This is a genomic window from Janthinobacterium sp. GMG1, from assembly GCF_034427795.1.
Lineage (GTDB): Bacteria > Pseudomonadota > Gammaproteobacteria > Burkholderiales > Burkholderiaceae_D > Janthinobacterium.
Map to the genome: position 1 here is coordinate 445,209 of NZ_JAXQNT010000004.1, position 13,930 is coordinate 459,138.

A 13,930-nucleotide genomic window follows, 5' to 3' on the forward strand; every position below is an offset into this window, starting at 1 on the left:
GTAACAGATAAGTTAACCACAGCCTGAGATCAGTCGAACCGCCAATGGATCAATTCGCAAAAGAAACAATTCCTATTTCCCTCGAAGAAGAGATGCGCAAGAGCTACCTCGATTACGCCATGAGCGTGATCGTCGGTCGCGCCTTGCCCGATGCGCGCGATGGCTTGAAGCCAGTGCACCGCCGCGTCTTGTTCGCGATGCATGAAATGAATAACGTGTGGAACCGCCCTTACGTCAAGTGCGCCCGCGTGGTCGGCGAAACCATGGGTAAATACCATCCCCACGGCGATGCCTCGATCTACGACACACTGGTGCGCATGGCGCAAGATTTCTCGCTGCGCTACATGCTCGTCGATGGCCAGGGCAACTTCGGTTCCGTCGACGGCGATGGCGCCGCGGCGATGCGTTACACCGAGTGTCGCCTGGACAAGATCGCCGGCGAGCTGCTGGCCGATATCGACAAGGATACCGTCGACTTCCAGCCCAACTATGATGGCAAGGAAAAGGAACCGACGGTCTTGCCGACGCGTATCCCGAACCTGCTGATCAATGGCTCGTCCGGTATCGCCGTCGGCATGGCGACGAACATTCCGCCACACAACATCACCGAAGTCATCGACGGCGCGCTGCACGTGCTGCGCAACCCGGAATGCACGATCGATGAATTGATCGAGATCATTCCTGCGCCCGATTTCCCGACGGCCGGCATCATCTACGGCGTATCCGGCGTGCGCGACGGCTACCGCACGGGCCGTGGCCGAGTCGTCATGCGCGCCAAGACCCACTTCGAAGAATACGGCAAGGATGGCGGCCGCATCGCCATCATCGTCGACGAGCTGCCATTCCAGGTCAACAAGAAATCCTTGCTGGAACGCATCGCTGAAAACGTGCGCGACAAGAAGCTCGATGGCATTTCCGACATCCGCGACGAATCCGATAAATCGGGCATGCGCGTGGTGATCGAGCTGAAACGGGGCGAAGTGCCGGAAGTGGTGCTGAACAACCTGTACAAGCAGACCCAGTTGCAAGACACCTTCGGCATGAACATGGTGGCTCTGGTTGATGGCCAGCCGAAGCTGCTGAACCTCAAGCAGATGCTGCAATGCTTCCTGTCGCACCGCCGCGAAGTGGTGACGCGCCGCACCGTGTTCGAACTGCGCAAGGCGCGCGAACGGGGCCACGTGCTCGAAGGCCTGGCTGTCGCGCTGGCCAACATCGATGACTTCATCGCCATCATCAAGGCCGCGCCGACGCCGCCGATCGCCAAGGTCGAGCTGATGGCCAAGGCATGGGATTCGTCCGTCGTGCGCGAAATGCTGGCCCGCACGGGTGACGGCACGACGCCAGGCGGCATCGATGCCTACCGTCCGGAAAACCTGCCGAAGCACTATGGCATGCAAATGGATGGCCTGTACAAGCTGTCGGACGACCAGGCACAGGAAATTCTGCAGATGCGCCTGCAGCGCCTGACCGGTCTGGAGCAGGACAAGATCGTCAACGAGTACAAGGACGTGATGGAACATATCGCCGACTTGCTCGACATCCTGGCCAAGCCGGAACGCGTCACCATCATCATCACCGATGAAATGACGGCGGCGAAGAACGAATACGGCGCTGGCAACAAGGACGTGCGCCGCTCGCAGATCGAGTTGAACGCGACCGACCTGGAAACGGAAGATCTGATCACGCCGCAGGACATGGTCGTGACCCTGTCGCACACCGGCTACATGAAGGCGCAGCCGATCACCGAATACCGCGCGCAAAAACGCGGTGGCCGTGGCAAGCAGGCGATGGCGACGAAAGAGGAAGACTGGATCGACCAGCTGTTCATCGCCAACACGCACGACTACATCCTGTGCTTCTCGGATCGTGGCCGCATGTACTGGCTGAAGGTGTGGGAAGTGCCGCAAGGCTCGCGCAATTCGCGCGGCAAGCCGATCGTCAACATGTTCCCGCTGCAGGACAACGAAAAGATCACAGTGATCCTGCCGCTGTCGGGCGAGAACCGCACGTTCCCGGAAGACCATTACGTGTTCATGTCGACCAGCCTCGGTACCGTCAAGAAGACGCCGCTGAAGGACTTCAGCAATCCACGCAAGGCCGGCATCATCGCGGTCGACCTGGACGACGGCGACTTCCTGATCGGCGCGGCGCTGACCGACGGCCAGCACGACGTGATGCTGTTCTCCGATTCGGGCAAGGCGGTGCGCTTCGACGAAAACGACGTGCGTCCGATGGGCCGTACGGCGCGCGGCGTGCGCGGCATGAACCTGGAAGAAGGCCAGCACGTGATCGCCCTGCTGGTGGCCGAGAACGAGCAGCAGTCGGTGCTGACGGCAACCGAAAACGGTTACGGCAAGCGTACGCCGATCACCGAGTACACGCGCCATGGCCGTGGCACGAAAGGCATGATCGCCATCCAGACCAGCGAGCGCAACGGTAGAGTGGTTGCCGCGACCCTGGTCGATACCAGCGATGAAATCATGCTGATCACCACCGGTGGCGTATTGATCCGCACCCGCGTGTCGGAAATCCGCGAGATGGGCCGCGCGACGCAGGGCGTGACCCTGATCGCCGTGGAAGACGGCACCAAGCTGTCCGGCCTGCAGCGCGTGGTGGAAACGGATATCGACGAAGTCGAGCTGACGACGGAGGCGGGTACGGATGCCGCAGCCGCGCCGGCAGCGGCTGAACCGGCCGATCCGGCAGATCCGGCCCAGCCGGAGTAAGATGATTGGGGCTCTTTCGGGAGCCCCAATTGCTATTGGCGCGCCAGTTGCGGCGCCAGCCTGCGTACCCCAGATAGTTCCCCGCTTTTATAGAGTCCTGTATGCCATGAGAAAAATCGTCGCCACCTTCTTCGCCGCGTTTTCGCTGGCTTTTCTTGCGACCCTGCCGGCCCTGGCCCAGAGCACGCAAGCCACGCCCGCGCGCCAGGCGGCGCCCAGCCCCGCCATGAAAGTGGCCGTGCGGCGCATGCTCGACGCGATGCAATTCCCACAACTGACGCGCAGCATCTTCGACCAGATGCTGCAATCGGTGCCCGCCATGATCCGCCAATCGGCGCAGCAGCAAATCAGCGGCAACCCGAACCTGGACGAGCAGCGCAAGGCGCGCGCGCTGGCCAGCGCCGAGGAAGAAATTCCCCTGGCCATCGGCACCCTGACGCAGGTGCTGGCCGACCCGACCCTGATCGACGAGCTGGCCGCCGAAATGGTGCCCCTGTACGCGCGCTTTTACACGGTGCCCGAAGTCGAGCAGCTGACGGCCTTCTACAAGACGCCGCTGGGCCGCAAGATGCTGGCCACCATGCCGCAACTGTCGGCCGAATCGATGGCCATCAGCCAGCGCGTGCTGATCCCGCGCGTGAATGCGGTGCTTGACCAGGTCATGCGGGCGGCTACGCAGTCGCCCCAATAAGATTCCCATTTTGCCAAGGACCGTATCGTGACCCATATCTACAATTTTTCAGCCGGCCCTGCCGTCCTGCCCAAGGAAGTGCTGGCGCAAGCGGCCTTTGAAATGCAGGACTGGCATGGCAGTGGCATGTCGGTGATGGAAATGAGCCACCGTGGTCCCGAATTCATTTCCATCTACAAGCAGGCAGTAGCCGACCTGCGCGAACTGCTGGCCGTGCCCGACAACTACAAGATCCTGTTCCTGCAGGGCGGTGGTTTGGGCGAGAACGCCATCATTCCGATGAACCTGGTGGGCCTGGCGGCGCAGCAGCCGGCCACCGTGGACTTCGTGCACACAGGCTCGTGGTCCGGCAAGTCGATCCAGGAAGCGGCCAAGTACGCCAACGTCAACGTGGCCGCGTCGTCGAAGGCTGCCCGTTTCACGGGCGTGCCGCCGGTCTCCGAGTGGAAGCTGACGCCAGGCGCCGCCTACCTGCACATCTGCACCAATGAAACCATCGACGGCGTCGAATTCCAGCAGGCGCCGGACGTGCCGGCGGGGACCACCATCGTGGCCGACATGTCGTCGCACATTCTGTCGCGCGTGATCGACGTGTCGCAATATGGCGTCATCTTCGGCGGCGCGCAGAAAAATATCGGCCCGGCCGGCCTGACCCTGGTCATCGTGCGCGAAGACTTGCTGGGCAAGGCGCTGCCGATCTGCCCATCGGCCTTCGACTGGACCATCGTGGCCGAACATGAGTCGATGTACAACACGCCGCCCACCTACGGCATCTATATCGCCGGCCTGGTTTTCCAGTGGCTCAAACGCCAGGGTGGCGTGGCAGCCATGGAACAGCGTAATATTGAGAAAGCGGCGCTGCTGTACGCGGCGCTCGATGCGGACGACTTTTACCAGAATCGGGTCGACCCCGCATACCGCTCGCGCATGACCATCCCGTTCTATCTGCGCGATGAAAGCTTGAACGACGCATTCCTGGCCGGCGCCAAGCAGCGCGGCCTGCTGCAATTGAAGGGCCACAAGTCCGTCGGCGGCATGCGTGCATCGATCTATAACGCGATGCCGATCGAGGGCGTGCAAGCCTTGGTGAATTATCTGAACGAGTTTGCCGGACGCTAGAATGCCTGCCAAAAAGTCCAGGGCGTTGTTGCATTGCCTTGTCGTACATTCGTACTGCCAGCGGCAACGCGCCTAGCCCTGATCATTTTGTCCGGCATTCTCATGAATAAGCGCGCCGGCCCGCCGCCGGCGCAGGCCGCGCGGCCATGATTGAAGTACAGCTGACGAAACAAACCAACCATGACCGATAAATTGAAACCGCTGCGCGAACAGATCGATGCGATCGACGCGCAAATCCTCGAACTGCTGAACCGCCGCGCGCAAATCGCCCAGCAAGTGGGCCACGTGAAAGCGGAAACCCAGGCGCCCGTGTTCCGCCCCGAGCGCGAAGCGCAGGTGCTGCGCGGCGTGGCCGAACGCAATCCTGGCCCCATGGGCGACCGCGAAGTGCAGACCATCTTCCGCGAAATCATGTCGTCCTGCCGCTCGCTGGAAAAGCGTGTCACCGTGGCCTACCTTGGCCCGGCCGGCACCTTCAGTGAACAGGCCGTGTATCAGCAGTTCGGCAGCGCCGTCGAAGGCTTGCCGTGCGCCTCCATCGATGAAGTGTTCCGTTCCGCCGAGGCGGGAACGGCGGACTTCGGCGTGGTGCCGATCGAGAATTCCTCGGAAGGCGCCGTCAACCGCACCCTGGACATGATGCTGCAGACTAGCCTCATCATCAGTGGCGAGGTGGCGATCGCCGTGCACCACAGCCTGATGACGAAGAGCGGCAACATGGATGGCGTCACCGCCATCTGCGCCCATTCGCAGGCGCTGGCGCAGTGCCAGGTGTGGCTGAATCAGAACTACCCGCACATCGCGCGCCATGCCGTCGCATCGAACGCCGAAGCTGCCCGCATGGCAGGCGAAGATGGCACGGTGGCCGCGATTGCCAGCGAACTGGCAGGCGCGCAGTACAAGCTGGGCGTGGTCAAGGGCCATATCCAGGACGACCCGCACAACCGCACGCGCTTTGCCGTCGTGGGCACCTTGCAGACGGCGCCGTCGGGCAAGGACCAGACGTCGCTGGTGCTGGCCGTGCCGAACAAGGCGGGCGCCGTGTACCAGTTGCTGGCGCCCCTGGCCAAGCACGGCGTGTCGATGACGCGCTTCGAGTCGCGCCCGGCGCGCATGGGCAGCTGGGAGTATTATTTCTATGTCGACGTGGAAGGTCATGTGCACGACGCTGCCGTCGCCCAGGCGTTGGCCGAGCTGCAGAGCAACGCGGCATTTTTCAAGGTGCTGGGGTCGTATCCGGTCAGTTTGTGACGCCGACGGTGGTGTCGGATTACGGCTGCCGCCTAATCCGACCTACAATAAGCCGTAGCTTGGGTTAGCGCAGCGTAACCCAACAAAAACCACCAGCCTAATCATTCACCAACTTTTAAAGAACACCATGTCTAAAAATATCGGTCCAGAATACGTCCGCGCCATCGCCCCTTACCAGAGCGGCAAACCGATCGCGGAAGTCGCGCGCGAATTCGGCCTCGACGAGGCAGCCATCGTCAAGCTGGCGTCGAATGAAAACCCGTACGGCATGCCGGAATCGGCCAAGCAGGCGATGATCGCCGCCATCGATGACCTGGGCCGCTACCCGGACGCCAACGGCTTCGACTTGAAGGCAGTGCTGTCGAAACGCTATGACGTGCCGGCCGACTGGATCACCCTGGGCAATGGCAGCAACGACATCCTGGAAATCGCCGCGCACGCGTTTGTGCAGCATGGCGAATCCGTCGTGTACTCGCAGTATTCCTTCGCCGTGTACGCGCTGGCCACGCAAGGACTGGGCGCGCGCCACCTCGTCGTGCCGGCGCAAGCCTATGGTCATGATCTGGACGCCATGGCGGCGGCGATTGCCGACGACACGCGTTTGATTTTCATCGCCAACCCGAACAACCCGACCGGCACCTTCCTGACGGCGGCGCAGCTGGAAGCCTTCCTCAAGAAAGTACCGGCGCATGTCGTCGTCGTGCTGGACGAGGCCTACAACGAATTCCTGTCGGCCGACGACCAGTATGAGTCGACGGCGTGGGTGCGCCAGTATCCGAACCTGGTGGTCTCGCGCACGCTGTCGAAGGCGTATGGCCTGGCCGGCCTGCGCATCGGCTTCGCCATCGCCCAGCCGGTGTTGACGGACCTGATGAACCGCATCCGCCAGCCATTCAACGTCAACTCGCTGGCGCAAGCGGCTGCGATTGCCGCCCTGAACGACAAGGCATTCCTCGAGCAAAGCGCGCGCAACAACGCGGCCGGCTACCAGCAGTTTACGGAAGCGTTTACGCAACTGGGCCTGGAATACGTGCCGTCGCACGGCAATTTCGTGCTGGTCAAGGTGGGCGACGACGATGGCGCCGGCGCGCGCGTGAACCTGGCGCTGCTCAAGCAGGGCGTGATCGTGCGTCCCGTGGGCAGCTATGGCTTGCCGCAATGGCTGCGCATTTCCATCGGCCTGCCGCAGGAAAACGCCATCTTCATCGCCGCGCTGACGAAAGCGCTGGCCTGACCTTATGACGACGCCTGCACTGAACAAGGTAGTCATCTTTGGCGTAGGCCTGATTGGCGGTTCGTTCGCGCGCGCCTTGAAACACGCGGGCGCGGTCGGCACGGTAGTCGGCATGGGCCGCTCGCCGGCGTCGATGGTGCGCGCGCTCGAATTGGGCATCATCGACGAGATCGGCGGCGACATGGCGCAGGCCATCGCTGGCGCCGACCTGGTGCTGCTGGCTGCGCCCGTGGCGCAAACGGGCGCCATTCTGGCAGCCATCGCGCCGCACCTGCAGCCGGGCACCATCGTCACCGATGCTGGCAGCACGAAGAGCGACGTGGTGGCGGCCGCGCGCGCGGCGCTGGGTGGAAAAGTCGGGCAATTCGTGCCCGGCCACCCGATCGCGGGGCGCGAGACGAATGGCCCCGACGCCGCCATCATCGATCTGTATCAGGGCAAGAAAGTGGTGCTCACGCCGCTGGCGGAAAACGCCGCGGCTGACGTGGCGCGCGTGGCGGCCGCGTGGCGCGCCTGCGGCGCCATCCTGCACACCTTGAGCCCCGAAGAACATGACAAGGTGTTTGCCGCCGTCAGCCATCTGCCGCATCTGCTGGCCTTTGCGCTGGTTGACGACATCGCCAACAAACCGCACGCGGGCCTGCTGTTCCAATACGCGGCCAGCGGCTTTCGCGACTTTACGCGCATCGCTGGCTCATCGCCTGAAATGTGGCGCGACATCAGCCTGGCCAACCAGTCGGCGCTGCTGCACGAACTGGATGCCTACCTGGCGCAGTTGACGACCTTGCGCGCCCATCTGGCCGCGAATGACGGCGCCGCCATCGAAGGCGTGTATGCGAACGCCCAGCACGCGCGGCAGCAATGGATCGAGGCGATTGAAACGGCGGAAGTGCCAGCCTTGCCCTCACGATAAATACTCAAGGATTCCAGCATGACCCAGACCAAGCACTACCCCCACCATATCGATTTGAAGCCGGTGATGCATGCCGAAGGCACGGTGCGCTTGCCCGGCTCGAAAAGCATTTCCAATCGCGTGCTGCTGCTGGCCGCGCTGGCCAAGGGCACGACGAAGATCGTCGACCTGCTCGCCTCCGACGACACCTTCGTCATGCTGACGGCATTGACGTCGCTGGGCGTGAAATGGACGCAGGATGAATTGACGGGCGACCCGGCCACTGCCCACCAGGTGCATCACGTGGAAGGCTGCGGCGGGGTGTTCCCGCACCACGAGGCGGATCTGTTCATGGGCAATGCCGGCACGGCCATTCGCCCGCTGACGGCGGCGCTGGCCGTCATCGGCGGCGACTACACGCTGCATGGCGTGTCGCGCATGCACGAGCGCCCGATCGGCGACCTGGTCGACGCGCTGAACGCCGTCGGCACGCAGATCGAGTACACGGGCGAGCAGGGCTTCCCGCCGCTGCGCATCCGCCGCGGCCATATCCACGCGCAGCGCATCGCCGTGCGCGGCAACGTGTCGAGCCAGTTCTTGACGGCCCTCTTGATGGTGGCGCCGCTGATGGCGCGCGACCATGCGGTCACCATCGACGTGACGGGCGAGCTGATTTCGAAGCCGTACATCGAGATCACCCTGAACCTGATGCGCCGCTTCGGCGTGACGGTCGAACATGACGGCTGGCAGTCGTTCACGGTGCAGCCGGGCCAGCAATATCAAAGTCCGGGTACGATCCACGTGGAAGGCGACGCTTCGTCGGCGTCGTATTTCCTGGCGGCCGGCGCCATCGGCGGCGGTCCCGTGCGCGTGGAAGGGGTTGGGCGCAACAGTATCCAGGGCGACGTACGCTTCGTCGAAGCCTTGCAGCAGATGGGCGCGACCATCACCATGGGCGAGAACTGGATCGAGGCCCGCTCGAACGGCGTCCTGAAAGCCGTCGACATGGATTTCAACCACATCCCCGACGCGGCCATGACGATCGCCGTGGCCGCTCTGTACGCGGATGGCACCTCGACCTTGCGCAATATCGCCAGCTGGCGGGTGAAGGAAACGGACCGCCTGGCAGCCATGGCAACGGAATTGCGCAAACTCGGTGCGGAAGTGGAAGAGGGTGCGGACTACCTGCGCGTGACGCCGCCTGCGCAGATTCTTGCCGCCACCATCGACACGTACGACGACCACCGCATGGCCATGTGCTTTTCGCTGGCTTCGCTGGACGGCGCCGCGCGGCGCGGCAACGAGATGCGCATCAACGACCCGAAATGCGTGGCCAAGACCTTCCCCGAGTATTTCGCCGCATTCGCGGGGATTGCCAAAGACACCCTGATTTAATTGATTGCCTAATACTATGCCGACCTCCAACATCCCAGTCATCGCCATCGATGGCCCCACCGCTTCCGGCAAGGGTACGGTGGCGCACCGCGTAGCCGACAAGCTGGGCTTTCATTACCTGGACTCGGGCGCGCTGTACCGCCTGACGGCCCTGACGGCGCTGCGCCGTGGCACGGATTTGCGCGACGAGCACGCGCTGGCCAAGCTGGCCGAACACTTGCCTTGCCACTTCGCCGGTGGCGAGATCCTGCTGGCGCATGAAAATGTCACCGAGCAGATTCGTGCTGAAGAGGTGGGTAATACGGCGTCGAAGATTGCCGTATTGCCAACTGTTCGCCATGCCCTCGTGGGTTTGCAGCTGGGTTTTCGCAAGACGCCAGGCCTGGTGGCCGACGGGCGCGACATGGGCACGGTGATCTTTCCGCACGCCCAATTGAAGGTGTTCCTGACGGCCAGCGTCGAGGCGCGCGCGCAACGGCGCTACAAGCAATTGATAGACAAGGGTTTTTCTGCTAATATGGAAGACCTTCTGATGGATTTGCAGGCGCGGGACGAACGTGATACTCACCGTGCGATTGCGCCGCTGGTCCCCGCGGAAGGGGCGCATGTCCTGGATACCTCGGCAATGACGGCTGATGAAGCCGTCGAAACCGTGTTGAAATGGCATGCCGCTGCAGCAAAATAGCCTGTGCTATGTGGTGCCCGTTGACGGCTCCTGGCCTGTCCGGGTGTGTCAAAAACCTAACCCAGTTTAAGTCGCATCGTGCGATCTCTGCTGGATAACCTGTGTGAACCCTATGTCTACTGTTACAACTAACGAATCTACCGGTATGGAAAGTTTTGCTGCGCTCTTCGAGGAATCGTTGTCGCGTCAAGATATGCGCTCCGGCGAAGTTATTTCCGCTGAAGTCGTGCGCCTCGACCACAATTTCGTGATCGTGAACGCTGGCCTCAAATCCGAAGCATTCATCCCTGTCGAAGAATTCAAGAACGACCACGGCGAACTGGAAGTCAAAGTTGGTGACTTCGTTTCCGTGGCGATCGAATCGCTGGAAAACGGTTTCGGCGATACCATCCTGTCGCGCGACAAAGCCAAGCGTCTGGCTTCGTGGCTGGCTCTGGAAAAAGCGATGGAATCGGGCGAAATCGTCGTCGGTACCGTCAATGGTAAAGTCAAAGGCGGTCTGACCGTATTGACCAACGGCATCCGCGCATTCCTGCCGGGCTCGCTGGTTGATACCCGTCCTGTCAAAGACACCACCCCATTCGAAGGCAAAACCCTCGAATTCAAGGTCATCAAACTGGACCGCAAGCGTAACAACGTGGTTCTGTCCCGCCGCGCCGTCATCGAAGCTTCGATGGGCGAAGAGCGTCAGAAACTGATGGAAACGCTGAAAGAAGGCACGGTCGTGACCGGCGTCGTCAAAAATATCACCGACTACGGCGCGTTCGTGGATCTGGGCGGTATCGATGGCCTGCTGCACATCACCGACCTGGCATGGCGCCGTGTACGTCACCCGTCGGAAGTTCTGACGGTTGGCCAGGAAATCACCGCCAAAGTCCTGAAATACGATCAAGAGAAAAACCGTGTTTCGCTGGGTGTGAAACAACTGGGCGACGATCCTTGGACCGGTCTGTCCCGTCGTTACCCACAAAGCACCCGTCTGTTCGGTAAAGTAACGAACCTGACCGACTACGGCGCGTTCGTTGAAGTGGAACAGGGTATCGAAGGTCTGGTACACGTTTCCGAAATGGACTGGACGAACAAAAACGTTGCTCCTAACAAAGTTGTCCAACTGGGCGACGAAGTAGAAGTGATGGTTCTGGAAATCGACGAAGAGCGTCGTCGTATCTCGCTGGGTATGAAACAGTGCAAAGCCAACCCTTGGGATGACTTTGGCGTGACCCACAAGAAGGGCGATAAAGTCCGCGGCGCGATCAAATCGATCACCGACTTCGGCGTGTTCATCGGCCTGGCCGGCAACATCGACGGTCTGGTGCACCTGTCCGACCTGTCCTGGACCGAAACCGGCGAAGAAGCCGTGCGTCGCTTCAAGAAAGGTGACGAACTGGAAGCCATCGTTCTGGCCATCGACGTTGAGCGCGAGCGCGTTTCCCTGGGCGTCAAGCAACTGGAAGGTGATCCATTCAACAACTTCGCAGCCATGAACGACAAGGGCTCGCTGGTAACCGGTACCGTTAAATCGGTTGAGCCTAAAGGCGCCGTGATCCAACTGTCCGAAGAAGTTGAAGGCTACCTGCGCGCTTCCGAAATCTCGCGCGACCGCGTTGAAGATGCTGGTACGCACCTGAAAGTCGGCGACACCGTCGAAGCTATGGTGTTGAACATCGACCGCAAAGCCCGTGGTATCCAACTGTCGATCAAAGCGAAAGACAACGTTGAAACCCAGGAAGCAATGCAGAAGATGGCAGCTACCGACAACAACGCAGCTTCGGGCACCACCAGCCTGGGCGCCTTGTTGAAAGCTAAGTTCGATAACAAGAACTAAGACTGCGGATACGGCAGATGACAAAGTCCGAGCTGATCAACCGCCTCGCTGAGCGTTATTCTCAGCTGGTGGCGAAAGATGCGGAGTATGCCGTCAAGACCATTCTCGATGCGATGACCAACGCCCTGGCGACCGGTCAGCGCATCGAGATCCGCGGTTTTGGCAGTTTTGCCCTGAACAGCAGGCCCCCGCGCATCGGCCGCAACCCGAAATCCGGCGACAAGGTGATGGTTCCCGAAAAACGGGTACCCCACTTCAAACCGGGCAAACAGTTGCGCGAGCGGGTGGATGCGATGGTCGGGCAACCGATAATCGAGGATTAATCGTCTGCTGGAAGGCGACATAGAAAGCGGCGTCCTTGGATGCCGCTTTTTTTTGTTAATATGCTGAGAATACCTGACATAAGCTACTGCGCGTCGCGCTTTGCGGCCGGCGATGCTCACCGTACTCCAGTACGGTTGCGCTTCTTGGCCACAAATCACTGACGCTCGCTACGCTTCTGTCAGGCATTCCAAGGTTGTGCCATACAGGCATTTTTTGTACTTTCTGGACGTATCGATGAAAATCATCTCCACCATCGTTGGCTGTGTTCTTTTCGTCCTGTTCTTCAGTTTTGCGCTGAAGAATGCGCAGGTTGTCGACCTGCATGTTTTCCTCAATTATGAAATTCGCGGCCCCCTGGTCCTGATGCTGCTGGGCTTTTTTGTCGCTGGCGCCAGCCTGGGCGTACTGGCCCTGACGCCGACCGTGTTCCGTCACCGCCGCGAAGCGACCAAGCAAAAAACCACCATTGCCGCGCTGCAGACCGTTGGCGTGGCCAGCAATGTCCAACCGCAACCGGACAGCGTGAGCGCGCAGTAAGCGGCGCCATCGCTCCTATCTCTCTTACTCGAATAAAAACAATCGCATGGAATTTGAACTCTGGTGGCTCTTGGGTATCCCCGTGTTTTTCGCGCTGGGCTGGATTGCCGCGCGTGTGGACATTCATCAACTGGTGTCCGAATCGCGCAGCCTGCCGCGCAATTACTTCAAGGGCTTGAATTTCCTGCTCAATGAACAGCATGACAAGGCCATCGATGCCTTCATCGAAGTCGTCAAGCTGGACCCGGAATCGGCCGATATGCACTTTGCGCTGGGTAACCTGTTCCGCCGCCGCGGCGAGACGGAGCGCGCCATCCGCGTGCACCAGAACTTGCTGGCGCGCCCGGACCTGCCGCTGGAACAGCAGGGCCACGCCGCCTACGAGCTGGGCATGGATTACCTGAAGGCGGGTCTGCTGGACCGCGCCGAAGAAACTTTCAACAGCCTGATCGATACGCAATATGCGGCCCAGGCGCGCCGCGCGCTGCTGGAAATCTACCAGCGCGAAAAGGAATGGCCACGCGCCATCGAAGCGGCCGTGGGCTTGCAGGAATCGGGCGCCGGCGCGCGCCAGAAGGAAATCGCCCAGTTCTATTGCGAACTGGCACATGACGCGCTGGTGCACATGAAGCCGGACGAAGCCATGCCGCTGCTGGAAAAAGCCTTGCAGACGGACCGCAAGAGCGTGCGCGCCACCATCCTGACGGGCGACGTGCTGCTGGCGCGCGGCGACGTGGAAGGCGCGCTGACCACCTGGCGCCGCGTGGAGCAGCAGAGCGTGCCGCACGTGGCCCTGGTGGCGCAGCGCCTGATGGATGGTTATACCAAGCTGGGTCGTCCACAGGAAGGCGTCAACCTGTTGCGCTCCTACCTGGAAGAAGCGTCGTCGATCGACCTGATCGAAGTCGTCTTCAAGGCTGTCATCGAACTCGACGGCGTGGAAGCGGCGAAGCAGCTGGTCAGCGCCGAGCTGCGCCGCACGCCGACCCTGCTGGGCCTGGATAAACTGCTGGAAGCGCGCATGATGGATGCGCCGGCCGCCATCTGGTCGGAGCTGTCGATGGTGAAAAACCTCGTGCACGGCTACACGCAGAAGCTGGCCCGCTACCAGTGCAGCCACTGCGGCTTCAAGGCTCGCCAGTTCTACTGGCACTGCCCGGGTTGCAACAAGTGGGAAACGTATCCACCGCGCCGCACGGAAGAACTCAACGTCATGAATTAAACCGACACGCCACCTTGCCCTGCGCA

At 61.3% G+C, this 13,930-nt stretch carries 12 protein-coding genes; all 12 read left to right on the forward strand.

Annotation, left to right across the window (positions count from 1 at the left end):
- Positions 1-44: 44 nt before the first annotated feature.
- The 12 genes from gyrA (at position 45) to lapB (ending at position 13,904) form a co-directional block, all read left to right on the forward strand.
- Positions 45-2,729: a DNA gyrase subunit A gene (gene gyrA / locus SJI03_RS13985; protein WP_099378888.1), complete on the forward strand. Its 2,685-nt coding sequence runs from the start codon at positions 45-47 to the stop codon at positions 2,727-2,729.
- A 106-nt stretch (positions 2,730-2,835) separates the two neighbouring features.
- Entirely contained in the window at positions 2,836-3,420 is a 585-nt protein-coding gene (locus SJI03_RS13990) for a DUF2059 domain-containing protein (protein ID WP_322427580.1), read from the forward strand.
- A gap of 27 nt (positions 3,421-3,447) precedes the next feature.
- A complete protein-coding gene (gene serC / locus SJI03_RS13995) occupies positions 3,448-4,539 on the forward strand; it encodes a 3-phosphoserine/phosphohydroxythreonine transaminase (RefSeq protein ID WP_099378890.1) in 1,092 nt (363 codons plus the stop codon).
- 180 nt (positions 4,540-4,719) lie between these two features.
- On the forward strand, positions 4,720-5,790 hold the full coding sequence (pheA, locus tag SJI03_RS14000; RefSeq protein ID WP_077400751.1) for a prephenate dehydratase: 1,071 nt from the start codon (positions 4,720-4,722) through the stop codon (positions 5,788-5,790).
- A gap of 127 nt (positions 5,791-5,917) precedes the next feature.
- Positions 5,918-7,024: a histidinol-phosphate transaminase gene (gene hisC / locus SJI03_RS14005; RefSeq protein ID WP_322427581.1), complete on the forward strand. Its 1,107-nt coding sequence runs from the start codon at positions 5,918-5,920 to the stop codon at positions 7,022-7,024.
- Positions 7,025-7,028: 4 nt separating this feature from the next.
- Entirely contained in the window at positions 7,029-7,937 is a 909-nt protein-coding gene (locus SJI03_RS14010) for a prephenate dehydrogenase (RefSeq protein WP_322427582.1), read from the forward strand.
- Positions 7,938-7,955: 18 nt separating this feature from the next.
- The gene (gene aroA, locus SJI03_RS14015) at positions 7,956-9,311 is read left to right on the forward strand and encodes a 3-phosphoshikimate 1-carboxyvinyltransferase (RefSeq protein ID WP_322427583.1); all 1,356 of its coding nucleotides are present in this window, start codon (positions 7,956-7,958) and stop codon (positions 9,309-9,311) included.
- Positions 9,312-9,327: 16 nt separating this feature from the next.
- Positions 9,328-9,996 (forward strand): (d)CMP kinase, encoded by a 669-nt coding sequence (gene cmk / locus SJI03_RS14020; RefSeq protein ID WP_099378893.1) that lies wholly within the window; start codon positions 9,328-9,330, stop codon positions 9,994-9,996.
- A 112-nt stretch (positions 9,997-10,108) separates the two neighbouring features.
- Positions 10,109-11,821 carry a 30S ribosomal protein S1 gene (gene rpsA / locus SJI03_RS14025; protein WP_071650172.1) on the forward strand — a complete coding sequence of 571 codons (1,713 nt, stop codon included), beginning with the start codon at positions 10,109-10,111 and terminating at the stop codon, positions 11,819-11,821.
- Between the two features lie 17 nt (positions 11,822-11,838).
- Complete coding sequence (locus SJI03_RS14030; protein ID WP_008446215.1) at positions 11,839-12,144, forward strand: integration host factor subunit beta; 306 nt, start codon at positions 11,839-11,841, stop codon at positions 12,142-12,144.
- Between the two features lie 235 nt (positions 12,145-12,379).
- The gene (locus SJI03_RS14035) at positions 12,380-12,682 is read left to right on the forward strand and encodes a LapA family protein (protein WP_034751796.1); all 303 of its coding nucleotides are present in this window, start codon (positions 12,380-12,382) and stop codon (positions 12,680-12,682) included.
- A 46-nt stretch (positions 12,683-12,728) separates the two neighbouring features.
- Positions 12,729-13,904: a lipopolysaccharide assembly protein LapB gene (gene lapB / locus SJI03_RS14040; RefSeq protein ID WP_099378894.1), complete on the forward strand. Its 1,176-nt coding sequence runs from the start codon at positions 12,729-12,731 to the stop codon at positions 13,902-13,904.
- Positions 13,905-13,930 lie beyond the last annotated feature (26 nt).